This is a genomic window from Mumia sp. zg.B17 (assembly GCF_019550915.1).
Lineage (GTDB): Bacteria > Actinomycetota > Actinomycetes > Propionibacteriales > Nocardioidaceae > Mumia.
Genome location: NZ_JAHWCI010000003.1, coordinates 124,498 through 150,202, shown reverse-complemented (window position 1 = coordinate 150,202; position 25,705 = coordinate 124,498). Strand labels below are relative to the sequence as shown.

Below are 25,705 nucleotides of genomic sequence, written 5' to 3'. Positions count from 1 at the left end.
GCGCCGCCTCGTACGCTTTGTCTGTGGCCGATCCAGCGACGTACCGTCCCGCACCGGGATCCATCCCCGATGCGCCGGGCGTCTACCGGTTCCGCGACGACAACCGGCAGGTCGTCTACGTCGGCAAGGCCAAGTCGCTGCGGTCGAGGCTCTCCTCCTACTTCCAGGACATCGCTCACCTCCACCCCCGCACCCAGCAGATGGTGACGACCGCGTCGAGCGTCGAGTGGACGGTCGTCTCCAACGAGGTGGAGGCACTCCAGCTCGAATACACGTGGATCAAGGAGTACGACCCGCGGTTCAACGTCAAATACCGCGACGACAAGTCCTATCCGTGGTTGGCCGTGACGCTCGACGAGGAGTTCCCCCGGGTGATGGTCGGGCGGGGTGCCAAGCGCAAGGGCGTGCGCTACTTCGGCCCCTACAGCCACGCGTGGGCGATCCGCGAGACCGTCGACCTGCTCCTGCGGGTCTTCCCGATGCGTTCGTGCACCAACGGCGTCTTCAAGCGGTCCGAGCAGATCGGACGGCCCTGCCTCCTGGGCTACATCGGCAAGTGCTCGGCGCCGTGCGTCGGTCGGGTCAGCCCCGAGGAGCACCGCGAGATCGTCGACGACTTCTGCTCGTTCCTGGCCGGCAACACGACGACCTACATCAAGCGGCTCGAGCGAGACATGCGGGCAGCCGCCGGTGAGCAGGAGTACGAGCGGGCGGCTCGCCTCCGTGACGACATCAACGCGCTGCGCAAGGCCCTCGACAAGAACGCCGTCGTGCTCGGTGACGGGACCGACGCCGACGTGATCGCCCTCGCCGACGACCCGCTCGAGGTCGGGGTGCAGATCTTCTCCGTCCGTGGTGGACGGGTCCGCGGTCAGCGTGGCTGGGTGGCGGACAAGACCGACGACGCGGGCACGGGAGAGATGGTCGAGCGGGCGATGATGAAGCTGTACGACGGCGAGCAGGCCGAGGCGATCCCGCGCGAGGTCCTCGTCCCGACACTGCCCGAGGACGCCGCCGCGGTCGCCGACTGGCTGACGCAGCAGCGGGGGAGCAGGGTCGCGATCCGCGTCCCCCAGCGCGGTGACAAGCGCGCCCTGATGGAGACCGTCGAGCGCAACGCCAGACAGGCGCTCATCCTCCACAAGACCAAGCGGGCGAGCGACCTGACCACCCGTACGCGCGCCCTCGAGGAGCTGCAGGTCGCCCTCGCGCTGCCAGAGGCACCGCTGCGGATCGAGTGCTACGACATCTCCAACCTCCAAGGCACCGAGGTCGTCGCGTCGATGGTCGTGTTCGAGGACGGTCTGCCTCGCAAGAGCGAATACCGGCGCTTCGTCATCCGCGGCGTGGAGGGGCAGAACGACGTGGCGTCGATGCACGAGACGATCACCCGGCGGTTCCGGCGATACCTCGACGAGCGTGCTGCCCTCGCCGCACCGGAGCTCGGGGGCGACGACGAGGCCGAGGGGCCGGCGCTGGTCGACCCCGACACCGGCAAGCCGCGCAAGTTCGCCTATGCGCCCGGACTCGTCGTCGTCGACGGCGGCCCTCCGCAGGTCGCAGCGGCCTACGACGCGATGCGGCAGCTGGGGGTCGACGACATCCCGCTGTGCGGACTGGCCAAACGGCTCGAGGAGGTGTGGCTCCCCGAGCAGGACGACCCCGTCATCCTGCCTCGCACCAGCGAGGGCCTCTATCTCCTCCAGCGCGTTCGCGACGAGGCGCACCGGTTCGCCATCACCCACCACCGCGGGCGGCGGTCCCGCACCATGGTGGAGAGTGCTCTCGACGACGTGCCAGGACTCGGCGAGGTCCGCCGCAAGGCTCTGCTTCGTCGGTTCGGCTCACTCAAGAAGCTGCGCGCTGCCACGGTCGAGGAGGTCGCGGCGGTGCCCGGCTTCGGGCCGCGTACGGCGACCGCTGTCGTCGAAGCACTCGCCGGGGACCGGACCACGCCGACGGCCCCCGCGATCAACATGACCACCGGCGAGATCATCGAGGAGGGGTCGTGAGCGTCGACGCAACTAGTACGTCCGGGGTGGAGGAGCTTGTCCTCGTGACGGGCATGACCGGGGCCGGCCGGAGCACGGTGGCCAAGGTGCTGGAGGACCTCGGCTACTTCGTGGTCGACAACCTGCCGCCCCAGCTGCTCGGCGACGCCGTCGCCCTGTTCGGTCAGAACCACGCCGCGACCCGTCTCGGCGTGGTCGTCGACGCCCGGTCGCGGCAGTTCTTCTCCGCTCTCGAGGGAGCGCTCGAGAACGTCCGCAAAGAAGGGCTGCGCTCGACCGTGATCTTCGTGGAGGCCGCGGACGAGGTGCTGGTCCGTCGTCAGGAGGCTGCGCGGCGTCCGCACCCGCTCCGGACCGAGGGGCGGCTCCTGGACGGCTTCCGCGTCGAGCGCGAGCTGCTGCGCGACCTGCGCTCCAAGGCCGACCTCGTGGTGGACACGTCGCGTCTCAACGTCCACCAGCTGTCTGCCCGTGTTTCCGCGGCCTTCGAAGACCCCGACCTGCACCCGCTGCGGGCGACCGTCGTCTCGTTCGGCTTCAAGTACGGCATCCCCGTCGACGCCGACATGGTCGCCGACATGCGCTTCCTCCCCAACCCTTACTGGGTCGACTCTCTGCGGCCGATGAGTGGGCTCGATCCCGAGGTCAGCGAGTACGTCCTCGGACAGCCCGACGCCCTCCCGTTCCTCGACCAGTACGAGGCTCTCCTCGCCACCCTCACCAACGGCTTCGTCCGCGAGAACAAGCGGTTCCTCTCGATCGCGATCGGGTGCACGGGTGGGCGCCACCGCAGCGTCGCGATGTCGGAGGCGCTCGGCGAGCGGTTGCGCGCGCACGACGTCCGTACCCTCGTCGTCCACCGTGACCTGGGGCGCGAGTGAGCGCGCCGCATCGCGGGGGTCTGGGCGTCTCGCCCCTGACGCAGCGCAAAGTGGTCGCGATGGGCGGCGGGCACGGGCTCGCCGCCAGCCTGTCGGCGCTGCGCTACCTCCCGGGCGAGATCACGGCGGTCGTCACGGTCGCCGACAACGGTGGCAGCTCGGGCCGGTTGCGCACCGAGCTGGGCGTCCTGCCGCCCGGTGACCTCCGCAAGGCGCTGGCGGCGCTGTGCGGTGAGGACGAGTGGGGTCAGACGTGGGCCCAGGTCCTCCAGTACCGCTTCGACTCCGGCGGAGAGCTCAGCGGCCACGCGTTGGGCAACCTCCTCATCGTGAGCCTGTGGGACCTGCTCGGCGACCACGTCGCCGGGCTCGACTGGATCGGACGGCTCCTCGGGTCGCGCGGCCGCGTCCTGCCGATGAGCTCGATCCCTCTGGACATCGAGGCGACCGTCCGGCAGGGCGACGGCGGGCTCACGGTCGTCCGAGGGCAGGCGGAGGTCGCGACGGCGCCCGGTGACGTGGTGAGCGTCCGGCTGGAGCCGGTGGACCCACCGGCGTCGCCGCCGGCACCTGTCGCCGTCCGTGAGGCCGACTGGGTCGTCGTCGGTCCCGGATCGTGGTTCACGAGCGTGATCCCCAACCTGCTGGTGCCCGAGCTGTCTCGCGCCCTCCACGAGACGTCCGCACAGCGGATGCTCGTCCTCAACCTCGAGGCGCAACCGGGGGAGACCGAGGGCTTCTCGCCCGAGCGCCACCTCGAGGTGATCGCCGAGCACGCGCCTCGTCTGGGAGTCGACGTCGTGCTCGCCGACCGCGACGCGGTGGCGGACGAGCCCAGCCTCCGTGCCGCGGCCGACGACCTCGGTGCGGAGCTGGTCCTCGACCGGCTGGCGCGTGACGACGGGTCGGCGCGCCATGACCCGCTGCGTCTCGCGGCGGCGTACGACCGCATCATGCGGGTCACCTAGTGACAGTTCTCAGCAGCACGTCGCGCGGGGCGTGGACCATCGGCCGGGAGGCTCCGCGACGAGCGCCCGAACCCCCCTCCAGGTGGGCACGAACGCCCAGCGGCGCGCGTACAGTGGCGCAGGAGGATCCACGTCTGGGCCGGCGAGGACAATCAAGAGGAGTACGCGCATGGCGATGACCACGCAGGTGAAGTCTGAGCTGTCGAGCACAACGGTCACCAAGGCGTGCTGCCGCAAGGCCGAGGTGTCCTCGCTGCTGCGGTTCGGTGGCGGGTTGCACCTGGTCGCGGGCGCGATCGTGGTCGAGGCCGAGATCGATACCGGCGCTGCCGCGCGGCGGCTGCGCAACGACATCGCCGACGTCTACGGGCACGCCAGCGAGGTGCAGGTGCTCCAGGGTGCCGGCATCCGCAAGGGCACCCGGTGGGTCGTCCGCGTCGCGCGCGACGGTGCCGCCCTGGCACGTCAGACCGGACTGCTCGATGCCGCCAACCGCCCGGTCCGCGGCCTGCCTCCGCAGGTGGTCTCGGGCGCGACCTGTGACGCGGTCGCTGCCTGGCGTGGCGCGTTCCTCGCTCGTGGGTCCTTGACGGAGCCTGGCCGGTCCTCGGCGCTCGAGGTGACGTGCCCAGGTCCCGAGGCTGCTCTCGCGCTGGTGGGTGCGGCCCGCCGGCTGGGCATCCAGGGCAAGGCACGCGAGGTCCGGGGAGTCGATCGTGTTGTCATCCGCGACGGCGAGGCCATCGGCGCCTTGCTGACCCGGCTGGGTGCCCACGAGTCCCTGCTCGCCTGGGAGGAGCGCCGGATGCGCCGCGAGGTGCGGGCGACGGCCAACCGCCTCGCCAACTTCGACGACGCCAACCTGCGCCGCTCGGCGCGCGCCGCGGTCGCCGCCGGCGCACGCGTGGAGCGGGCGCTGGAGATCCTCGGGGACGACGTGCCCGACCACCTCGGCACCGCCGGCCAGTTGCGCGTCGAGCACAAGCAGGCGAGCCTGGAGGAGCTGGGCCAGCTTCACGACCCGGCACTGACGAAGGACGCGATCGCGGGCCGGATCCGGCGGTTGCTGGCTATGGCAGACAAGCGGGCGGCGGACCTCGGCATTCCCGACACCGAGGCCTGTCTGACCGACGACATGCTGGCCGACGGCGCCTGATCCACGGCCCCGAAGCCGTGTGCGCGGGCGTCCGGACCCCGCGATAGGGTCGTGGTGATCGTCAGATCCAGTGCCTGATGAGTGATCCTCGAAGGAGAAGCGTCGTGACCGTGCGCGTAGGTATCAACGGATTCGGCCGGATCGGCCGCAACTTCTACCGGGCCGCCTTGGCCTCGGGGGCTGACTTCGAGGTCGTCGCCGTCAACGACCTGACCGACAACAAGAGCCTCGCAACCCTCCTCAAGTACGACTCGATCCTCGGTCGGCTCCCGGAGGACGTCTCGTACGACGAGAGCTCCATCACCGTCGGCGGCCGCACCATCAAGGCGTTCGAGGAGCGCGACCCGTCGGCGCTGCCGTGGGGCGACCTCGGTGTCGACATCGTGATCGAGTCGACCGGCTTCTTCACCGACGCCACCAAGGCCAAGGCCCACATCGACGCCGGCGCCAAGAAGGTCCTGATCTCGGCACCCGCCAAGAACGAGGACCTGACGGTCGTGATGGGCGTCAACGAGAACCTGTACGACCCCGCGTCGCACCACATCATCTCCAACGCCTCGTGCACGACCAACTGCCTCGCGCCGATGGCCAAGGCGCTCAACGACGGCCTGGGCATCGTGCGTGGCCTCATGACGACGATCCACGCCTACACGCAGGACCAGAACCTCCAGGACGGCCCCCACAAGGACCTCCGTCGTGCTCGTGCGGCAGCCATCAACATCGTCCCGACCTCCACGGGTGCCGCGAAGGCCGTCAGCCTCGTGCTCCCCGAGCTCAAGGGCAAGCTCGACGGCTACGCGCTCCGCGTCCCCGTCCCGACCGGGTCGGCGACCGATCTGACGTTCACCGCGCCCCGCGAGACCTCGGTCGAGGAGGTCAACGCCGTCGTCAAGGCGGCCGCCGAGGGTCCGCTCAAGGGCTACCTCGTCTACACCGAGGACCCGATCGTGTCGACCGACATCGTCACCGATCCGGCCTCGTGCATCTTCGACTCGGGCCTGACCAAGGTGATCGGCGACCAGGTCAAGGTTGTCGGCTGGTACGACAACGAGTGGGGCTACTCCAACCGCCTCGTCGACCTCACCTCGTACGTCGGTCAGTCGCTCTGAGCGTCTCGCCGACCAGAACCGATCCGAGCAACGTCTCCCCGGGGAGCACAGTGAAGACCATCGACGACCTTGGCGACCTGCGCGGCAAGCGCGTGCTGGTCCGCAGCGATCTCAACGTGCCGCTCGACGGCACCACGATCACCGACGACGGGCGTGTCCGCGCGAGCGTGCCGACGATCCGGCGTCTCGCCGACGCCGGTGCGAAGGTCGTCGTCATGGCGCACCTCGGCCGTCCCAAGGGCAAGGCCGACCCGGCCTACTCCTTGGAGCCGGTCGCGCTGCGGCTCGCCGAGCTCCTCGGCCAGGACGTGACGTTCGCCGGCGACACCGTCGGCGCCTCGGCGCACGAGGTGGTCGCCGGTCTCGGTGACGGTCAGGTGGCGGTCCTCGAAAACGTCCGCTTCAACCCCGGCGAGACCAGCAAGGACGACGCCGAGCGGGGTGCGTTCGCCGACGAGCTCGCCCAGCTCGGCGACGCGTTCGTCTCCGACGGCTTCGGCGTGGTGCACCGCAAGCAGGCCAGCGTCTACGACATCGCGCAGCGGCTCCCGTCGGCGGCGGGCGGCCTCGTGCTCGCCGAGGTCGACGTGCTCAGCCGGCTCACCGAGGACCCCGCGCGCCCCTACGCGGTCGTCCTGGGAGGGTCCAAGGTCTCGGACAAGCTCGGCGTGATCGACAACCTGATCGACAAGGCCGACGCGCTCCTCATCGGCGGCGGGATGGTCTTCACCTTCCTGGCGGCCAAGGGCTACGGCGTGGGTGCCTCGCTGCTCGAGGCCGACCAGATCGACACGGTCAAGGACTACCTCGCCCGCGCCGCAGAGAAGGGGGTCGAGATCGTGCTCCCGACGGACATCGTGGTGGCGCCCGAGTTCTCGGCCGACGCGCCTCCGACGACGGTCGCCGCCGACGCGATGCCGTCCGACCAGATGGGGCTCGACATCGGGCCTGAGTCGAGCGAGGCGTTCGCGCGGCAGATCCGCGGATCTCGCACCGTCTTCTGGAACGGTCCGATGGGCGTGTTCGAGTTCCCCGCGTTCGCTGCGGGCACCCAGGCGATCGCCGGAGCCCTCACCGAGGTCGACGGGCTCTCCGTCGTCGGTGGTGGCGACTCGGCTGCCGCCGTGCGGCGCCTGGGCTTCCGCGACGAGCAGTTCGGTCACATCTCGACCGGTGGCGGCGCGTCCCTCGAGTTCCTCGAGGGCCGCGACCTCCCCGGCCTGCAGGTCCTGGAGGGCTGACGACGATGGCGCACAAGCGCACCCCGCTGATCGCGGGGAACTGGAAGATGAACCTCAACCACCAGGAGGCTGTCGTCCTGGTGCAGAAGCTCGCCTGGGTGCTCCAGGACAAGAAGCACGACTACGACAAGGCGGAGGTGGCCGTCGTCCCGCCGTTCACCGATCTGCGGAGCGTTCAGACGATCGTCGACGGCGACCGCATGAAGATCCGCTACGGCGCACAGGACGTGTCGGTTCACGACGCCGGCGCCTACACGGGTGAGATCTCGGCCGGGATGCTGGCCAAGCTCGGCTGCTCCTACGTCGTCGTCGGACACTCCGAGCGGCGCCAGCACCACGGCGAGGACGACGCCACGGTCGCCGCGAAGGCGCTCAAGACCCTCGACGCCGGCATGACGCCCATCGTCTGCGTGGGTGAGGGTCTCGACGTCCGCAAGGAGGGCACCCACGTCGCCCACAGCACCTCGCAGGTCGAGGGCTCCCTCGCCGGACTGTCGCCCGACCAGGTCGCCGAGTCCGTCATCGCCTACGAGCCGGTCTGGGCCATCGGCACCGGCGAGGTGGCGACCCCCGAGGACGCCCAGGAGGTCTGCGCCGCGATCCGCGAGCAGGTCGCCAAGACGTGGTCTTCGCAAGCTGCCGAGCGGGTGCGTATCCTGTACGGAGGATCGGTGAAGGCCGCGAACGCGCCTGCGATCATGGCGCAGTCCGACGTGGACGGCGCTCTGGTCGGGGGAGCCAGCCTCCAAGCGGAGGAGTTCGCCGGCATCTGCCGGTTCTACGACCTCCCCGACCTGTCGGGCGTGGCCTGATCCACGACCGACCGTACGCCGCGACCAAAGGACGATCCTCGTGATCCTCACCTTCTCGATCCTGCTCATCCTGTCGAGCGTGCTGCTCATCGTCCTCGTGCTCATGCACAAGGGACGTGGCGGCGGCCTCTCCGACATGTTCGGTGGCGGAGTCTCGAGCAGCCTCGGCGGTTCGTCGGTGGCCGAGCGCAACCTCGACCGCATCACGGTCGGCACCGCGGTGATCTGGGGCATCTGCTGCGTGGCACTCGGTCTGCTCTTCACCTACAGCTGATCGCGCCACTTTTCTGATCGCGGCATCTCGACCCGGGGTGCTGAGCCGTTTACACTTCTGATCGACCCGGCGTGCGCCGGTGGCGATGACTGCGACGAGGGGCGAGGAGTCCACAGGTGTCAGGCGGTGCCATTCGAGGTAGTCGGGTCGGTTCAGGCCCGATGGGGGAGGCCGAGCGCGGGGACACCGCGCCACGCCGGGCGATCTCCTACTTCTGTTCCAACACCCATACGACGGTTCTGAGCTTTGCGATGGAGGCCGCGGTTCCCGAGTCGTGGGACTGCCCGCGATGCGGCCTCCCGGCCAGCCAGGACCACGAGAACCCTCCGACGGCTCCCAAGATCGAGCCGTACAAGACGCACCTCGCCTACGTGAAGGAGCGTCGGAGCGACGACGAGGCAGAGCAGATCCTGACCGAGGCTGTGGAGACTCTGCGCGCCCGTCGTGCGCGCGGCGAGGTCATCTACTGAGCGTGGCTTGAGGGGGCCGTGGGGGGGTGGGGGGGGGGGGGGGGGGGGGGCGGGGGGGGGGGGGGGGGGGGGGGCCCCCCCCCCCCCCCCCCCCCCCCCCCACGGCCCCCTTGTTCAGCGCAGGTGGTCGGGGAGCTCAGACGCAGCTCCCTCGTCGAGCATCCACAGCGTCTGCTCGGTGCCGGTCACCCCAGCCGCTGGAGTCTGGCGGACGTCGTCGCCGGTGAGTGCTCGTGCGACCGCGGACGCCTTGCCGTCACCCGAGACGAGGAACCACACCTCCCGGCCCCGGTTGAGTGCCGGATAGGTGAGCGTGACCCGCGCCGGCGGCGGCTTGGGGGAGTCGCTCTCGCTCGCGGTGTCCCGATCGTCGATGGCGAGCGTGGGCTTGCCGGGGAACAACGAGGCGATATGGCCGTCCGGGCCGACGCCGAGCATGACGACGTCGAACACTCGGTCGCGCACCACCTCGGCGTACTGCTGAGCAGCCTCATCCAGGGACACCGTGCCGTCGTCCGGCGCCATCGGGTGGACCCGTGCTTCGTCGACAGCGACGTGGTCGAGGAGCGCCTCGCGGGCCTGTCGCTCGTTGCGGTCGTCGCTGTCGGCCGCGACGAACCGCTCGTCGCCCCAGAAGATCTCGACGCGTGACCAGTCGACGCGACCGTCCTGGGCTCGCGCAGCGACCGCACGGTGCAGCTTGTCGGCGATCGTTCCGCCGGTGAGGACGATCGCCGGCACCCGGCCCTGCGACTGGAGCGCAGCGAGAGTCGAGACGAGCTGGTCGGCGATGCTGCGGGCGAGCTGGTCGGCATCATTGTCGATGAGGATCTCGGGGTCGTCGTTCACCGTGTCGTGTCCGTCCGCTGGGGGGTGGTCTTGGCGGGCGCCTTCTTGGCCGCCGACTTCTTGCCTGACGCCTTCGTGGCCGCCGACTTCTTGGTCTTCGCCCCCGAGGCCGCCGGGTCGCTGGGCGCGTCGACGGACGGCTTCGAGCGCCCCGACGTCTTCGAGGACCGGCCGACGGCACCGTCCTCACGGCGCAGCAGGCGCTGGACCGTCTCCGCATAGACGTCGTCTTCGTCGAGGCGACGAAGATCCTCGGCCAGGAGCTCGGCTGTCGTCCGACGCTTGAGCGCGACGGCCCGGTCAGCCTCACCCGGCACCATGAACACACCGTGGCGGCCGTCGTGCCGGAGCACCGCGATGTCGCCGATGATCGAGTGCAGACGGACCTCCGTGATCCCGGGGCCCCGAGAGACGGAGTGCTGGACCGGCACCTTGAGCCGGGCCTCGAGCCAGGCGACCAGCAGGTCAGCGCTGGGGTTGCCGCGTTCGGCGACGACCGACCCGCCGGTGACCACCAGCTCGACCTGGTCCAGGGCAGCCGCCAGGAGCGCGCGCCACGGGGTCAGCCGCGTCCACGCGAGGTCGGTGTCACCGGCCTGGTAGGCGCGGGCGACCCGCACGAGAGCGGCGTGGCGGGTGCGTGCGGCGGCGGCATCGGTGATCCGCCGCGTCGCGAGCGAGCCGAGCGGATCCTGCGCGGGAGCCTTGGGCGCCGCACCGGGCCACCAGGCGACGACGGGGGAGTCCGGAAGCAGGAGCGGCAGGACGACCGACTCGGCGTGCTGGGTGAGCTCACCGCTCATCCGGAGGATGATCGACTCGCCGGCGCTGTCGTTGCCGATCCGGACCTGCGCGTCGAGGCTCGCGGGGCCGCGCTTGGACCGCAGGATGACGCCGAGGACGCGCGCGGGGTGCTCGCGCGAGATCACCCGGGCGGCCCGCATCGCGTCGTAGTACCGTGCCTCGTCCGTGACGACGATGAGCGTGAGCACCATCCCCATGGCAGGACTCCCGGCGGCGATGCGCGCCTTCACCAGCGCCGAGGCGACGGCGCTCGCGCTGGTGTCGTTCAGATCGACCTTCATCGCTGTCCTCGCTCTTCGTCGCGTGTCACGGCTGGGGCTGGCGCAACGTCGTCATGGCCGCCGCCAGGACCGCCCGTCCCGTTCGAGCATGGCGTCGGCCGACGCCGGTCCCCAGCCGCCGGAGAGGTACGGCTCCGGCATGCTGATGCCCTCCTCGGCCTGCTCCGCCCAGTAGTCGATGATCGGGTCGAGGATCTTCCACGAGAGCTCGACCTCCTCCTGCTGGGGGAAGAGCGGGGGATCACCGAGGAGCACGTCCAGGATGAGCCGCTCGTAGGCCTCCGGGCTCGACTCGACGAACGTGCCGCCGTACGCGAAGTCCATGTTGACGTCGCGCAGCTCCATCGCGGTCCCCGGGACCTTGGACCCGAACCGCACGGTCACGCCCTCGTCCGGCTGGATCCTCATGACCACGGCGTTCTGGGTGAGCTCGGAGGTGTCGTACTTGGCGAACGGCTGGTGCGGCGCACGCTTGAACACGACGGCGATCTCGGTGACCCGGCGCGCCAGCCGCTTGCCGGTGCGCAGGTAGAACGGCACGCCCGCCCACCGTCGCGTCTCGATGTCGAGGCGGATCGCGGCGTACGTCTCCGTGGCCGATGTTGCCGGGATGTCCTGCTCGTCGAGGTAGCCCTTGACCTTCAGGCCCCCGGCCCAGCCGGCGGTGTACTGCCCGCGAGCGGTGTGGAGGTCGATGCGCTGCGGCGGCCGTGCCTGGGCGAGGACCTTCTGCTTCTCCAGGCGCAGGCTGCGCGCACTGAACGAGACGGGAGGCTCCATCGCGACCAGCGCCATCAGCTGGAGAAGGTGGTTCTGGATGACGTCGCGGGCGGCCCCGATGCGGTCGTAGTAGCCGGCCCGCCCCCCGATGCCGACGTCCTCCGCCATCGTGATCTGCACGTGGTCGACGTAGTGGGCGTTCCAGACCGGCTCGAACAGCTCGTTGGCGAAGCGGAACGCCAGGATGTTCTGGACGGTCTCCTTGCCGAGATAGTGGTCGATCCGGAAGACCGCCTCAGGCGGGAAGACGTCCGAGACGACGTCGTCGAGCTCGATGGCGCTCTCGAGGTCGTGGCCGAACGGCTTCTCGATGACGACTCGGCGCCACGAGTCGCCGGCGGGCTGCGCCAGCCCGTGCTTCTTGAGCTGTCCGATGACCGTGGCGAAGAAGCCGGGAGGGATCGACAGGTAGAAGGCGTAGTTGCCACCGGTGCCGCGCTCACGGTCGACCATCTGGACGGTCGAGACGAGGTGCTCGAAGGCCTTGTCGTCGTCGAACGAGCCGGGGACGAAGTGGAAGCCCTCGGACAGCTGCGCCCAGACCTCCTCACGGAACTCCGTACGCGCGTACTTCTTCACCGACTCGTAGACGACCTGCGAGAAGTCCTGGTCCTCCCACTCCCGCCGGGCGAACCCGACCAACGAGAAGCCGGGCGGGAGCAGACCGCGGTTGGCGAGGTCGTACACCGCAGGCATCAGCTTCTTGCGCGAGAGGTCACCCGTGACACCGAAGATCACCAGGCAGCTCGGACCCGCGATACGCGGCAGCCGGCGATCCTCCGGCTGCCGCAACGGGTTGACGTACGGCGCAGGGCCGTTCCGCCGCTCGCGGGTCACTCCAGCGCCTCCCGCAGCGTGCCGCGTGAAGCCTCCGAGCGGTCGAGGTGCAGCCTCAGCACGGGCCGTCCGTGACCGGCGAGGACTCCGGCGTCGCCGACGGCCTGGGCGATCAGGAACTCGCCGAACGTGAACGGCCGTCCCGGGACGTCAAGGTCCTGGTCGGGATCTCCGGTCACCTGCAGGTAGACACCGGTCGTGGGCCCCCCCTTGTGGTACTGGCCCGTCGAGTGGAGGAACCGCGGCCCCCAGCCGAACGTCGTCGGCCGGCCGGTCCGGCTCGCCAGCACGTCGCGGGCGTCGGCGAGGCCGGTCTCGCGCGTGCGGTCGAGGTAGGCCTGGACGGCGACGTAGCCACGCTCCGGATCGAGCTCGTCCAGCAGCGAGGCCACCGCCTCCCGCACGGTGGTCGTGTCGTCGGGAAGCCAGCCGGAGTAGTCGTACACCGTGACCCCGCCGTCGGAGAAGACGGCCACCGGGCCCTCGGAGGAGCCCTCGAGCATCTCGCGCGCCGCCTGCTTGGCGCTCTCGACGTCGGGCTGGTCGAACGGGTTGATGCCGATCAGGTGGCCGGCGATCGCAGTCGCGTACTCCCACAGGAGGAAGAGCGCACCCAGAGGAGCGTCGACCGCGAAGCCGTATCCCGATGCGGCCTGGGGGTGGTCGTCGCTCATCGGGCCGATCATCCCGACGACCTCGTCACGGGTGCTGGCATCGGCGTTGGGTGCGTCCGGCGGCCCCACGACGACCGGAAGGATGCCCTTGCCCTGCTTGCCGGTCGACTCCGCGACGAGCTGCTCGACCCAGTCACCGAAGCCCACGTTGGTCGAGCCCGCGTCGGCCAGCACCAGCTTGTCGGCGCCGTCGGCGTTGGCGACACCGAGGAGAGCTCCGAGGACCAGCGCCGGGTTGGTGGCGTCGTCGGCGGCGACGTCCTCGGCGATCTCGTCAGCCTGCTCCAGGAGCGCACCGACGTCGGCGCCGGCCAGCCCGCTCGGAACGAGGCCGAACGCCGTCAGCGCCGAGTAGCGGCCGCCGACGTCGGGGTCGGCGTGGAAGACGCGATAACCCTTCTCGGTCGCCTCGACGTCGAGCGGCGAGCCGGGGTCGGTGACGACCACGATGCGGGTGGCGGGGTCGATGCCCGCCACCTCGAACGCGTGCTCGTACGCCCGTCGCTGGCTGTCGGTCTCGACCGTGCCGCCCGACTTGCTGGAGACGACCACGACCGTGCGCTCGAGGTCGTCGTCGATCGCCTCGCGCACCATGTCGGGGTCGGACGAGTCCAGGACCGTCAGGGGCACGCCCGCCGTGGCGCAGATGACCTCGGGCGCCAGCGAGGAGCCGCCCATCCCGCACAGCACGACGCGGTCGAGTCCGGCGCTGCGCAGCTCGTCCCTCAGGGACGTGACCTGCGCGACGAGGGGGACCGAGGTGACGTGAAGGTCGGTCCACGCGAGCCGCTTGCGTGCCTCCTCCTCGGCGTCCGGACCCCACAGGGTGGCGTCGTGTCCGGCGACGCGGCTCGCGACCCGGTTGGACACCAGGTCGTCGATGGCCGCGTCGAGGGCCTTCTCGTCGGGATAGGCGAGGCCGAGCTCGAAGCCGGCCGGGGATGCTGCGTCGTCGCTCTGCACCGATTTGCTCCTGAGGTGGTCAGCCGCGGCGTGCGCGGGCGGCGGTCAGCTGGTCCTGGACGGTCCGGACGAGGTCGGTCCACGAGGACTCGAACTTGTCGATGCCCTCTGACTCCAGGGTGTCCATGACGTCGTCGAGGTCGATCCCGACCTCGGTCAACGACCGGGCGACCTGCTCAGCGTCGGCCTTCGTGCCGGTGAGGGTGTCACCGGTCACCTCGCCGTGGTCGGCGAAGGCACGCAGCGTCGCGCCGGGCATCGTGTTGACGACGTTCGGACCGACCAGCTCGGTGACGTACATCGTGTCCGGGTAGTCGGGGTTCTTCACGCCCGTCGAGGCCCACAGCGGCCGCTGCCGGTTCGCCCCCTGCGCCTCGAGCGCCTTCCAGCGGTCGGACGCCGAGAACTCCTCGTACACCGCGTACGCGAGTCGCGAGTTGGCGACGCCGGCCTTGCCCTTGAGCGCCATCGCCTCCGACGTGCCGATGTCGTCCAGCCGCTTGTCGACCTCGCTGTCGATGCGGCTGACGAAGATCGACGCCACCGACTGCACGTCGGAGATGTCGACCCCGTCCGCGAGGGCATGCTCGAGCCCGGAGGCGTAGGCGTCGAGGACCTCGCGGTAGCGCTCGAGCGCGAACAGCAGAGTGACGTTGACGCTGATCCCGGCGGCGATCGTGGCGGCGATCGCCGGGATGCCCTCACGGGTCGCCGGGATCTTGATGAAGACGTTGGGCTCACCGACCTTGTCCCACAGCTTGCGGGCCGTGGCGATGGTCTGGTCGGTGTCGTAGGCGAGCGACGGCTCCACCTCGATGGACACACGGCCGTCGACGCCGTCGGTCGCGTCGTAGACGGGGCGCAGGATCGACGCCGCCTGGCGGACGTCGGTGGTCGTCAGCTCGAACACCGCGCCGGCCACCGTCGTGTCCGGGTCGGCGGCGAGCCCCTCGTCGAGCTGCGGCTCGTAGCGCTCACCCGCCTTCATCGCCGAGGCGAAGATCGTCGGGTTGCTCGTCACACCCACGACGTGGTCCTCGTCGACGAGTCGCTTCAGCTCACCTGTCTCGGTCAGCTCGCGGGACAGGTCGTCGAGCCAGATCGACACTCCTGCGTCGCTGAGTGCCTTCAGTCGGTCTGTCATCGCGCTCTCCTCCGTCTTCGGTGGGCGCCGCGCGCCCGGTGCGGAACCGCTCAGTGATTGGTCTGCGGAAGGATCGTCTGCATCGGCTTGGCGAACACGCCGACGCCACCGGTGTGACCCGAGGCGGCGATGCTCTCCTTGGCCGCGCTCACGACCGCTTCGGCGGTGATGTCGAACTCGTCGTACAACGTCTGGAACGCCGCGGAGGCGCCGTAGTGTTCCAGGCTGACCGTGCGGCCGGCGTCGCCGACCACCTCGCGCCAGCCCTGGGAGATGCCCGCCTCGACGCTGACGCGTGCGCGGACGTGCGGCGGGATGACCGAGTCGCGGTAGGCCTCGGTCTGTCCGTCGAACCACTCGCGGCACGGCATCGACACGACGCGTGCCGCGATGCCCTCCGCCGCCAACGTCTCACGTGCGGCGACCGCCAGCTGCACCTCCGAGCCGGTCGCGATCAGCACCACGTCGGGATCGCCCTCGGTGTCGAGCAGGACGTAGGCGCCCTTCACCGCCTCCTCGGCGGGGGCGAAGCCGTCCTTACCCCGCGGGAACACCGGGAGGTTCTGGCGGCTCAGGGCGAGGCCGGCGGGGTGCGTCGGGGACTCGAGGATCTTCTTCCAGACGACGATGGTCTCGTTGGCGTCGGCAGGACGGACCACGTCGAGTCCCGGGATCGCCCGCAGGGAGGCGAGCTGCTCGATCGGCTGGTGGGTCGGGCCGTCCTCACCGAGCCCGATCGAGTCGTGGGTCCAGACGTAGGTCACGGGGAGCTGCATCAGCGACGCGAGGCGCACCGAAGGCCGCATGTAGTCGGAGAACACGAGGAACGTGCCGCCGTACGGGCGGGTCGGGCTGTGCAGCGCGATGCCGTTGAGGATCGCGCCCATGCCGTGCTCGCGGATGCCGAAGTGCAGCACGCGGCCGTACCAGTCGCCGGAGAACATCTTGGTCGCGTGCTCGGGCGGGAGGAACGACGGCTGGCCCTTGGGTGTCGTGTTGTTCGACCCGGCCAGGTCGGCCGAGCCGCCCCACAGCTCGGGCAGCACCGGTGCCGCCGCCGTCAGGAAGGCGCCGGAGGCGACGCGCGTGGCGACACCCTTGGGGTCGGCCTCGTACGTCGGGAGGTCGGCGTCCCAGCCGTCGGGGAGCTCGCGAGCGTTCAGGCGGTCGAACAGGGCGGCCGACTCCGGGTTGGCCTCGCGCCACGCGGCGTACAGCTCGTCCCACTCGGCCTGCAGCTGCTCACCGCGAGCGCGGGTCTTGCGGGTGTGCTCGATCACCTCCGGCGGGACCTCGAACGTCTTGTCGGGGTCGAAGCCGAGGATCTCCTTGGTCTTCGCGACCTCTTCCGCCCCGAGGGCGGAGCCGTGCGAGGCCCCGGTGCCCTGCTTGTCGGGTGCGGGCCACGCGATGATCGTCTTCAGCGCGATGAAGCTCGGCCGGTCGGTGACCGACCGTGCCGTCTGGAGGGCCTCCCAGAGGGCGTCGACGTCCTCGGTGTAGCCGGTGCCGTCGTGGGTCCAGTCGACCATCTGGACGTGCCAGCCGTAGGCCTCGTAGCGCTTGAGCACGTCCTCGTTGAACGCGACCGCGGTGTCGTCCTCGATCGAGATCCGGTTGTCGTCCCAGATCACCGTGAGGTTGCCGAGCTGCTGGGTGCCCGCGAGGGAGCTGACCTCGGAGGCGACGCCCTCCTGCATGTCGCCGTCGGAGGCGATCGCATACACGTGATGGTCGAACACGCCCTCGCCCATCGGGGCGTCGGGCTCGAGCAGGCCGTGACGGCGCCGCGCGGCCATCGCCATGCCCACGGCGTTGCCGACGCCTTGCCCGAGCGGACCGGTCGTGACCTCGACGCCCGGCGTGTGACGGAACTCGGGGTGCCCCGGCGTCCGGCTGCCCCAGGTGCGCAGCGACTCGAGGTCGGCCAGCTCCAGCCCGAAGCCGGCGAGGTAGAGCTGGATGTACTGAGTGAGGCTGGAGTGACCGCACGAGAGCACGAAGCGGTCGCGCGCCGCCCAGTCGGGGTCGGCGGGGTTGTGCCGCATCAGCTTGTTGTAGAGCAGGTACGCCGCCGGCGCGAGGCTCATGGCGGTCCCTGGGTGGCCGTTCCCGACCTTCTGGACGGCGTCCATCGCAAGGACGCGGACGGTGTCGACCGCCTTGCGGTCGAGCTCGGTCCACTCCAGCTTGGTGCTCACGTCGGCGTGCTCCTCGTACGGTGGTGCGGGGTCCCCGGCGCGGCGTTGCCATGTCGCACGGCGCAGTCGCCGGATCACGGACAGGTCTCGGGTGTGAGCCTACTCGTGCCCCATCGTTCTCGCGGATCGGCTCCCGGTCATGAGATTGCGGGCTGGGACCGTGGTCGCCGTCACGTCACGCGCGGGCACCATGCACCCGCGCGTGCGTCGCTTCGCGACGTGACTAGACTCGCGGCGTGACCGCAATCGACCCCGAGCTGAGCGCTGTGCACCAGCGTTCCTCGCACCCGTCGAACGGTCGTCCCCGTCTCGCTGACGTCGTCACCGCCTACGTCGGCCTGATGAAGCCGCGCATCATCGAGCTGCTTCTCCTGACGACCGTGCCGATGATGTTCCTCGCCGCCCAGGGTGTCCCCGGCCTCTGGGTCGTGGTGGCCACCCTGGTGGGTGGCACGCTGTCGGCGGGGTCGGCCAACGCCCTGAACTGCGTCTTCGACGCCGACATCGACCAGCAGATGCGTCGCACGCGTCGCCGTCCGCTGCCGCGCCACGCGGTGACCACGCAGGCCGCACTCGTCTTCGGTCTCGCTCTCGGCGTGATCTCGACGTTGTGGCTGGGCTTCTTCGTCAACTGGCTCTCCGCGGGTCTCGCTCTCGCGGCCAACGTCTTCTACGTCGTCGGCTACACGATGCTGCTCAAGCGTCGTACGGCCCAGAACGTCGTGTGGGGCGGCCTCGCCGGATGCTTCCCGACCCTGATCGGCTGGACGGCGGTCACCAACGAGCTGGCCTGGGCGCCGGTCGTGATGTATGCGGTCGTCTTCTTCTGGACGCCCCCGCACACCTGGGCGCTCGCGACCCGCTACCGCGAGGACTACGCGCGGGCCGACGTCCCCATGCTCCCGGTGATCGCGCCGGCGACCGTGGTCGGGCGCAAGATGCTCGCGTACTCGTACGCGATGGTGGCGACCTCGCTGCTGCTGTGGCCGATCGCGCCGACCGGCTGGTTCTATCCCGCGGTCGCGGTGGTTCTCGGCGCGGCGTTCCTGCTCGAGGCGCACCTCTTCCTCGCTCGGGCACGGCAGAGCTCGGAGCTGTCGGTGCTCAAGCCGATGCGGCTGTTCCACTGGTCCAACGCCTATCTCGCGCTGCTGTTCGTCGGCGCTGCGGTCGACCCCTTCCTGCGCTGACGCCCTGACGTGCGCTGAGGCGTTGCGGATCGACATCGCGACCACCTCACGGGCGCAAGGTCGATACACAACGCCTCAGTCTCCCCAGCGGCCGGACCGGCGGGGCCCGTACGCGCCTTGAGGACCCACCTGTGGTCCATGACCGACATCACCTCTGCCGTCGTCGACGCGCAGCATGGCGTCCTCACCTCCGCACAGGCCGCAGCGCTCTTCGGCGCAGCCCATGTGCGCTCGCGCGTCTATGCCGACGTCTGGCAGCGACCGCACCGCGGCGTCGTCGTGCTCCACAACGGGCCCCTCACCGCGGAGCAGACCACGATGGTCCGTCTCCTCTCGTGCTCGCCCGGTGCGGTCCTCGCAGGACCGAGCGCTCTGGCGTACGACGGGCTCACAGGGTTCGAGACCGACGCGACGTACGTCTCGGTCCCGATCGGCGCCCGCCGGCCCTCGATCGGCGGGATCGTCGTCCACTGGAGCGCCTACCTCGACCACCGCGACGTCAACCCGGCCCGATTCCCTCCGCGGACCCGGCCGGCCCGGAGCGTGCTCGACTTCGCGAGCTGGACCGACAACGAGCGCTACGCGAGGGCGATCGTGCTCGCCGCGGCGCAGCAGCGCGTGGTCCGGACGAGCGACCTCCGCGACGCGATGACGCGACGGGGAGCGTGTCGGCACCGTGCCCTCGTGGTGGAGTCGTACCTCGACGCCGCGGGCGGGATCCAGTCGCTGCCCGAGCGTGACTTCGACGCGATCCGTGCGCGTTACCGTCTGCCGCCGCCGGCTCGGCAGCGTGCGGTGGTCCGCAACGACAGGCGCTACTACCTCGACGTCGACTGGGAGGAGTACGGGGTCGGCTGCGAGATCCATGGCATCCCGCATCTCGACGTGAGGAGGTGGGACGCCGACGCCGGTCGCGGCAACGAGCTGCTGATCTCGGGGCGGCGTACGGCGGTCTTCACGTCCTACGCCATCCGTCGTACGCCCGCCGCGGTCGGGGACCAGTTGAGACGGCTGCTGCAGAGCGCCGGGTGGGACGGGACCTGATGCCGTACGTATCGACATTGCGACCATCTCCTGGGCGCGATGTCGATACGCAACGCCTAAGCGCCCGTGGGGGAGGGCGTACGCGTGGTGGGGACGGAGGCGCGGCCGCGGGACTCGAGCGTGGCCCAGGTCGCTGCCGCGGCCAGGATGCCTGCTCCGAGCAAGTGCAGGCCCACCAGCACGATGGGGAGATCGGTGAAGTACTGCACGAACCCGATCAGGCCCTGCCCGAGCTCCACCGCGAGCAGCACGACAGCCGCGCGGACCGCGGTCGCCGGAGCACCGACGGCCTTGTACGCGAGCAGGAGCCCGACCGAGAGGCCGAGCAGGAGGAACACCGCATCGGCGTGCAGCTGCGTCACCGACACCGGGTCGAAGCCGTTGCGGGCCGTGTCCGGGTCGCCTGCGTGGGGACCGGCTCCGGTGACCACCGTGCCGATCATCACGGTTGCCCACATCACGGCGTACGTGAGCCAGCCGAGCACGCGGACCGGCGAGGGGACGAGGTCGGCCGACGGACCGGGCGGCAACGACGTCTCGCGCAGCAGGACGGTGGACAGGCTGACGAGGCCGATCGAGACGGCGAGGTGGATGGCGACCACCCACGCGTTGAGGTCGACGAGCACCGTGATGCCCCCGATGCCGGCCTGCAGGGAGATCCCGAGGGCCATCAGGGTCGCAACCAGCACGGCGTGCGGGCGCCGGGGTCGCCAGGCACGGACCGCGAACCACGTGGCGATCGCAACCGCGACCAGCACGAAGGTGAGCAGCCGGTTGCCGAACTCGATGAGGCCGTGGGCGCCCAGCTCGTCGTGAGGAACGAAAGAAGCGTCGGTGCAGCGCGGCCAGGTCGGGCATCCGAGCCCGGAGGCGGTGAGGCGGACGGCCGCGCCGGTGACGATGATGCCGATGTTGGCGACCAGCGAGGCCCAGGCCCAGCCACGGACGAATCCGTCGGTGGGGTTGCGGAACTTCTCGATCAACGTCATCACTCCCACTTGAACGTCCGGGCGGTCGCTGCTGCGGCGACTCCCGCCCAGACCACGAGCACCACGATGCTGGAGACGGGTGGCGCGCTCCCTTCGAAGACGGTCCGCATGCCCTCCGACAACGCTCCGGTCGGCAGCACCGACAAGAAGGTCTGGGCGGCGTCGGGGTAACGGCTCAGGGGGACCAGCACCGCACCGCCCACCAGGAGCAGCACGTAGACCAGGTTCGCGACGGCCAACGTCGCCTCCGCCCGCAGGGTCCCCGCGAGCAGGAGCGCCAGGGCCGCGAAGGCCGCAGTGCCGAGCAGCGCCAGCACCACCATCCAAGCGTACGCCGCAGCGCCCCCGTCGGGCTCCCAGCCGAGCCAGAGGGCGACGAGCACCAGGATCACGAGCTGTGCAGCCTGTACGAGCAGGACCGACCCGATCTTGCCGACGAGGAGGCCCCAGCGGGGGAGCGGGGTGCTGCCGAGGCGCTTGATGACGCCGTAGCGTCGCTCGAAGCCGGTCGCGATGGCCAACGACGTGAACGACGACGACAGGATCGCGAGGGCGAGCACGCCCGGAGTGACGATGTCGATCGGGCGCCCGGGGCCGAGGTCGACGATGCGGGTCGCCTCCGTTCCTGCCACCAGCAGCAGCAGGGGGATGACGAGCGCGAGCAGGAGCTGCTCACCGTTGCGCATCAGCAGGCGCGTCTCCATGACGGTCTGCGCGAGGACCATGCGGGGGACGGGGGCGGCACCGGGCCGAGGTTCGAAGTCGAGGCTCACGAGCGGAGCTCCCGTCCGGTCAGGTCGAGGAAGACGTCCTCGAGCGTACGGCGGCGTACGGCGATCGCGTCGAGCAGGACGCCCTGGGTCGCGAACCATGCCGTCACCCCCTGCAGCAGCGCAGGGTCGACCGTGCCCGAGACGAGGTAGACGCCTGGGCTCTGCTCGACGACCTGCGACCCGGCGGGGAGCGCCGTCACGAGCCCGGCGGTGTCGATCCCCGCCGGCGCGCTCAGGCGGATCGTGTTCTCGGCACCCTCGCTGGTGAGGTGCTTCGGGGAGCCGGAGGCGATGAGACGGCCGTGGTCGATCACGTGGACCCAGTCGGCGAGTCGCTCTGCCTCGTCCATGAAGTGGGTGGTGAGCACCACGGTCACGCCGCTGGCGCGGAGCTCGTCGACCAGCTCCCACGTCGAGCGCCGGGCCTGAGGATCCAGGCCGGCGGTGGGCTCGTCGAGGAACACCAGCTCGGGGCGTCCCACCAGCGCGGTCGCCAGGGCGAGGCGCTGCTGCTGGCCTCCGGACAGGCGTCGGTACGGGGTGCGGCCGACGCCCCCCAGGCCCAGGCGCTCGATCAGAGAGTCGACGTCGAGCGGGTCGGCGTACAGGCGGGAGACGTAGCGGAGCATCTCGTGGGGGTACGCCGCCGACCAGGCGCCCCCGCTCTGGAGCATCACGCCGACCCTCGGACGCAGACGTGCGGCGTCACGGACCGGGTCGAGGCCGAGGACGCGGACCGTACCGGCCTGGGGGCGCCGATAGCCTTCGCAAGTCTCGACCGTCGTGGTCTTGCCGGCTCCGTTGGGACCGAGGACGGCCGTGACCGTGCCGGTCTCGACGGTGAGGCTCAGGCCGTCGACAGCCGTCGTGTCGCCGTAGCGCATGACGAGGCCGGCCACCTCCACGGCGAGGGAATTCACTGGCCCAGTCTAAAGTTCTCGTGTTCGATAGGGGCTGCTGGGGCTGCCGCCGGGGCGTCCCCGGAGAAAGGGCCCTGTGTTCAGCAGGATGGGACGGTACGTCGTCCGGCACCCGTGGCAGGTGATCCTCGCGTGGATCGTGCTTGCGGTCGCGGTGGTGGCGCTTGCGCCGCCGTTGCAGTCGACCTCGGAGGAGGCGGACTTCCTGCCTCGTGAGTACGAGTCGATCAAGGCGCTGGAGGCGCAGGCCGACGCGTTCCCCGAGCTGGCCGACACCGAGCCCGCGGCGATCGTGGTCGTGGACCGCGCCGACGGCAAGCCCCTCACGGCCGAGGACTCGGCAGCGGTCGGGGCCCTCGCCGACGACCTGAGCGCCGCGGACATCGAGCACCTCGCAGACATCCGGGCGAACCCGCCGTCGGAGAACGGCCTCGTCCAGACGATCACCGCGGGACTCACCGAGGGCACCGACCCGTTCGACACCACGCTGACCGACAGCGCCCGGGACCTGCGCGAGCAGGTCGATGGGGCCGTCGAGGACACCGACCTGCGTGTCGGGGTCACCGGCTCGATCGCCCAGAACCTCGACGCCGAGGAGTCGGCAGGAAACGCCGAGGCCGCGGTCGGCATCGCGACGATCGGTCTCATCGTCGTCCTGCTCCTGGTGATCTTCCGCAGCCCGATTATCGCGCTGCTCCCGATCCTCGTGATCACGATCATCTCCCAGGTGGCGACGGGCCTGATCTCGATCGCCAACGAGGCCTTCGGGCTCCAGGCCGACTCGTCGATCACGGTGATCCTGATCGTCGTCCTGTTCGGCATCGGCACCGACTACATCCTTTTCCTGATGTTCCGCTATCGGGAGCGGCTGCGAGACGGGGAGGAGCCGAAGGCGGCGATGGTGCATGCGATCGAGCGCGCGGGCGAGGCCATCGCATCGGCCGGTGGAGCGGTCATCGTGGCGTTTCTCGCGTTGGTGCTCTCCTCCCTCAGCATCTTCCGCTCGATCGGCCCGGCGCTCGCGATCGCCGTCGCGGTCACGGTCATGGCCGCGCTCACCCTCATCCCGGCCGTCGTCTCGCTCCTGGGGACGAAGGTGTTCTGGCCCTCGAAGGCCTGGAAGACCGAGCCGAAGAATGCCCGGTTTGCGGCGATCGGCGACTCCCTTGGTCGACACCCGGGGAGGTTCGCGCTCGCCTCGGGTCTGCTGCTGGCGTCACTCGCGGTGTTCGCGTTCGGCTTCAAGCCGTCGTTCGACTTCTCCCAGCTGAGCCTGCCCGACGACGCGGAGTCGATGGTGGCGAGCGAACGCATGCTGGAGGGCTACCCGGCGGGCGCCACGGCCCCGCAGACGGTCATTCTGCGCAGTACGGACGGCGATCCGATCGTGCAGGCCGACCTGGCCCCGTTCGGAGCGGTGCTGGCAGGGGCCGACGGGGTCGCTCAGGTGGCGGACCCGGTCCCGAACGCCGACGGCTCGGCCGCGCTGTTCGTCGTGACGCTCGAGGACGACCCGATGTCGGACGCCGCGATGGAGCACGTCGAGGGGCCGATCCGTACGGCCGCTCACGACGCCGCGCCAGACGGCTCGGAGGCCCTCGTCGGCGGGACGACGTCGATCTTCGTCGACCTGCAGGACGCGATGAGCCGTGACTACTCCGTCGTCTTCCCGGTCGCCGCGCTGCTCATCATGGTGATCCTCGGGCTCCTGCTGCGGAGCCTCGTCGCGCCGCTCTATCTGATGGCGTCGGTCGGGTTGGGCTTCGGGGCGACGCTCGGTGCGACCGTGCTCGTGTTCCAGGTGGCCCGAGGCGAGGACGGCCTCATCTTCATGCTGCCGATCTACATCTATCTCTTCGTGGTGGCGCTGGGCACCGACTACAACATCCTGATGATCGCCCGCCTGCGAGAGGAGTCCCGCCAAGGCCGGGACCCGCACGCGGCCGCGGCCTGGGCCGTACGCCACGCGGGTCCGACGATCGCCGCGGCGGGCCTCATCCTGGCGGGATCCTTCGCCGCGCTCATGCTCGGAGGCAACCCGTTGCTGGTGTCGATGGGCTTCGCGATCTCGTTCGGGATCCTTGTCGCTGCGTTCGTGATGTCGATGTTCTTCACCCCGTCGCTGACGGCGCTGCTGGGCCACACCGCCTGGTGGCCCGGCCACGGCGACGAGGCGCGCGCCGGTGACGCCGATGAGTCGGTCGACGTCGGCTCCGACCGCCTGACCCGAGAGAGGTGACGCGATGCCGCTGCCCGTGATGCCGCCCGTGCGCCCGATGCTGGCGAAGTCGGTCAAGGGAGTGCCCGATCCCAGCAAGGTCCAGGGCGGGCTGTCGTACGAGCCGAAGTGGGACGGGTTCCGCTGCATCGTCTTCCGCGACGGCGACACGGTGGAGATGACGAGCCGCAACACGCGCGATCTGACGCGCTACTTCCCCGAGCTCGTCACCGCGTTCCGGGAGAACCTGCCCGAACGATGCGTCCTGGACGGCGAGATCATCGTGGCCGTCGACGGTCGGCTGGAGTTCGAGGTCCTCCAGGAGCGCATCCACCCGGCGGCCTCACGGATCGCTCTGCTCGCCGAGCAGACGCCCGCGTCGTACGTCGCCTTCGACCTGCTCGCCCTCGGTGACGACGACCTGACGGGGGAGCCGTTCGAGCTGCGCCGCGCCCGTCTCGTCGAGGCGCTGCAGGATTCGAGCGATCCGGTGCACACGACGCGGACCACGCTGGACCCCGCCGTCGCCGAGGAGTGGTTCGGGCAGTTCGAGGGGGCGGGGCTCGACGGTGTGGTGGCCAAGCCGTTGCGGGCGCCGTACGAGCAGAACGCCCGCACCATGCTCAAGGTCAAGCACGAGCGCACGGCGGACGCCGTCATCGCCGGCTACCGGCTCCACAAGACCTCGACGCCGGAGAAGCCCTTGCTCGGTTCGATGCTGCTCGGGCTCTACAACGACGAGGGCGTCCTCCAGCACGTCGGCGTGTGTGCGGCCTTCACCGCATCACGGCGGGCGGAGCTGGCGGCCGAGCTCGACCGCCTCGCGGTGCCGTTCTCGGAGCACCCGTGGGGGCGGTGGGCCGAGGCCGAGGCCCACGAGGCCGGGGACCGGCTGCCGGGAGCGCAGAGCCGGTGGAGCGCCGGCAAGGACCTGTCCTTCGTGCCCATCAAGCCCGTCCTGGTCGCCGAGGTGGCGTACGAGCACATGGAAGGGACGCGGTTCCGGCACACCGCCCGCTTCAAGCGGTGGCGGCCGGACCGCGACCCCGAGTCGTGCACGTACGAGCAGCTCGAGGAGGTCGTCTCGTACGACCTCGGTGACGTGCTGGGCTGAG

The 25,705-nt window shown here is 70.3% G+C and carries 22 protein-coding genes; 13 read left to right on the top strand and 9 right to left on the bottom strand.

The window, feature by feature from the left end; all coding sequences use genetic code 11:
- Positions 1 to 23 precede the first annotated feature (23 nt).
- From uvrC to KV097_RS04690, 9 genes are all read left to right on the top strand, one after another.
- Positions 24 to 2,012: an excinuclease ABC subunit UvrC gene (gene uvrC, locus KV097_RS04730; protein WP_220345023.1), complete on the top strand. Its 1,989-nt coding sequence runs from the start codon at positions 24 to 26 to the stop codon at positions 2,010 to 2,012.
- Positions 2,009 to 2,893, top strand: coding sequence for an RNase adapter RapZ (gene rapZ / locus KV097_RS04725; protein WP_308289344.1), 885 nt, complete (start codon positions 2,009 to 2,011; stop codon positions 2,891 to 2,893). Before uvrC ends, rapZ begins: the two co-directional genes overlap by 4 nt.
- A gap of 59 nt (positions 2,894 to 2,952) precedes the next feature.
- The gene (gene yvcK / locus KV097_RS04720; RefSeq protein WP_220342487.1) at positions 2,953 to 3,861 is read left to right on the top strand and encodes a uridine diphosphate-N-acetylglucosamine-binding protein YvcK; all 909 of its coding nucleotides are present in this window, start codon (positions 2,953 to 2,955) and stop codon (positions 3,859 to 3,861) included.
- 169 nt (positions 3,862 to 4,030) lie between these two features.
- A complete protein-coding gene (gene whiA, locus KV097_RS04715) occupies positions 4,031 to 5,017 on the top strand; it encodes a DNA-binding protein WhiA (RefSeq protein ID WP_220345024.1) in 987 nt (328 codons plus the stop codon).
- 104 nt (positions 5,018 to 5,121) lie between these two features.
- The gene (gene gap, locus KV097_RS04710; RefSeq protein ID WP_220341562.1) at positions 5,122 to 6,126 is read left to right on the top strand and encodes a type I glyceraldehyde-3-phosphate dehydrogenase; all 1,005 of its coding nucleotides are present in this window, start codon (positions 5,122 to 5,124) and stop codon (positions 6,124 to 6,126) included.
- Positions 6,127 to 6,176: 50 nt separating this feature from the next.
- On the top strand, positions 6,177 to 7,367 hold the full coding sequence (gene pgk, locus KV097_RS04705; RefSeq protein WP_220341563.1) for a phosphoglycerate kinase: 1,191 nt from the start codon (positions 6,177 to 6,179) through the stop codon (positions 7,365 to 7,367).
- A 5-nt stretch (positions 7,368 to 7,372) separates the two neighbouring features.
- On the top strand, positions 7,373 to 8,179 hold the full coding sequence (gene tpiA, locus KV097_RS04700; protein WP_220341564.1) for a triose-phosphate isomerase: 807 nt from the start codon (positions 7,373 to 7,375) through the stop codon (positions 8,177 to 8,179).
- 40 nt (positions 8,180 to 8,219) lie between these two features.
- Complete coding sequence (gene secG, locus KV097_RS04695; RefSeq protein ID WP_220341565.1) at positions 8,220 to 8,453, top strand: preprotein translocase subunit SecG; 234 nt, start codon at positions 8,220 to 8,222, stop codon at positions 8,451 to 8,453.
- Positions 8,454 to 8,569: 116 nt separating this feature from the next.
- Positions 8,570 to 8,923 (top strand): RNA polymerase-binding protein RbpA, encoded by a 354-nt coding sequence (locus KV097_RS04690; protein WP_220345025.1) that lies wholly within the window; start codon positions 8,570 to 8,572, stop codon positions 8,921 to 8,923.
- 114 nt (positions 8,924 to 9,037) lie between these two features.
- Here KV097_RS04690 and pgl read toward each other — a convergent pair whose 3' ends face one another.
- Genes pgl through tkt form a run of 6 tightly spaced genes read right to left on the bottom strand, consistent with a single transcriptional unit; the run spans position 9,038 to position 17,456 of the window.
- Positions 9,038 to 9,772: a 6-phosphogluconolactonase gene (pgl, locus tag KV097_RS04685; RefSeq protein ID WP_220345026.1), complete on the bottom strand. Its 735-nt coding sequence runs from the start codon at positions 9,770 to 9,772 to the stop codon at positions 9,038 to 9,040.
- Entirely contained in the window at positions 9,769 to 10,857 is a 1,089-nt protein-coding gene (locus KV097_RS04680) for a glucose-6-phosphate dehydrogenase assembly protein OpcA (protein ID WP_220341568.1), read from the bottom strand. The genes pgl and KV097_RS04680 overlap by 4 nt, the downstream gene beginning before the upstream one ends.
- A gap of 51 nt (positions 10,858 to 10,908) precedes the next feature.
- Positions 10,909 to 12,474 (bottom strand): glucose-6-phosphate dehydrogenase, encoded by a 1,566-nt coding sequence (gene zwf / locus KV097_RS04675; protein WP_220341569.1) that lies wholly within the window; start codon positions 12,472 to 12,474, stop codon positions 10,909 to 10,911.
- Positions 12,471 to 14,111 carry a glucose-6-phosphate isomerase gene (locus tag KV097_RS04670; protein WP_220341570.1) on the bottom strand — a complete coding sequence of 547 codons (1,641 nt, stop codon included), beginning with the start codon at positions 14,109 to 14,111 and terminating at the stop codon, positions 12,471 to 12,473. Before KV097_RS04670 ends, zwf begins: the two co-directional genes overlap by 4 nt.
- Before the next feature lie 19 nt (positions 14,112 to 14,130).
- A complete protein-coding gene (gene tal / locus KV097_RS04665) occupies positions 14,131 to 15,255 on the bottom strand; it encodes a transaldolase (protein WP_220345027.1) in 1,125 nt (374 codons plus the stop codon).
- A gap of 50 nt (positions 15,256 to 15,305) precedes the next feature.
- Complete coding sequence (tkt, locus tag KV097_RS04660) at positions 15,306 to 17,456, bottom strand: transketolase (RefSeq protein ID WP_220365211.1); 2,151 nt, start codon at positions 17,454 to 17,456, stop codon at positions 15,306 to 15,308.
- 245 nt (positions 17,457 to 17,701) lie between these two features.
- Here tkt and KV097_RS04655 point away from each other — a divergent pair, with 245 nt between their 5' ends.
- Together KV097_RS04655 and KV097_RS04650 are read left to right on the top strand one after the other, a co-directional pair.
- On the top strand, positions 17,702 to 18,646 hold the full coding sequence (locus tag KV097_RS04655; protein ID WP_374106980.1) for a heme o synthase: 945 nt from the start codon (positions 17,702 to 17,704) through the stop codon (positions 18,644 to 18,646).
- 138 nt (positions 18,647 to 18,784) lie between these two features.
- Positions 18,785 to 19,690 (top strand): hypothetical protein, encoded by a 906-nt coding sequence (locus KV097_RS04650; RefSeq protein WP_220365210.1) that lies wholly within the window; start codon positions 18,785 to 18,787, stop codon positions 19,688 to 19,690.
- Between the two features lie 56 nt (positions 19,691 to 19,746).
- Here the strand turns inward: KV097_RS04650 and KV097_RS04645 are convergent, their stop codons facing one another.
- From KV097_RS04645 to KV097_RS04635, 3 genes are read right to left on the bottom strand one after another with little or no spacing between them, the layout of a single operon-like run.
- Complete coding sequence (locus KV097_RS04645) at positions 19,747 to 20,679, bottom strand: heme A synthase (protein WP_220365209.1); 933 nt, start codon at positions 20,677 to 20,679, stop codon at positions 19,747 to 19,749.
- Positions 20,679 to 21,452, bottom strand: coding sequence for an ABC transporter permease (locus KV097_RS04640; RefSeq protein WP_308289343.1), 774 nt, complete (start codon positions 21,450 to 21,452; stop codon positions 20,679 to 20,681). The genes KV097_RS04645 and KV097_RS04640 overlap by 1 nt, the downstream gene beginning before the upstream one ends.
- The gene (locus tag KV097_RS04635) at positions 21,449 to 22,372 is read right to left on the bottom strand and encodes an ABC transporter ATP-binding protein (RefSeq protein ID WP_308289342.1); all 924 of its coding nucleotides are present in this window, start codon (positions 22,370 to 22,372) and stop codon (positions 21,449 to 21,451) included. Before KV097_RS04635 ends, KV097_RS04640 begins: the two co-directional genes overlap by 4 nt.
- An 88-nt stretch (positions 22,373 to 22,460) precedes the next feature.
- Between KV097_RS04635 and KV097_RS04630 the strand changes: the two genes are divergently transcribed.
- On the top strand, positions 22,461 to 24,611 hold the full coding sequence (locus KV097_RS04630; RefSeq protein WP_255559179.1) for an MMPL family transporter: 2,151 nt from the start codon (positions 22,461 to 22,463) through the stop codon (positions 24,609 to 24,611).
- A gap of 4 nt (positions 24,612 to 24,615) precedes the next feature.
- On the top strand, positions 24,616 to 25,704 hold the full coding sequence (locus tag KV097_RS04625; RefSeq protein ID WP_220365206.1) for an ATP-dependent DNA ligase: 1,089 nt from the start codon (positions 24,616 to 24,618) through the stop codon (positions 25,702 to 25,704).
- Position 25,705 lies beyond the last annotated feature (1 nt).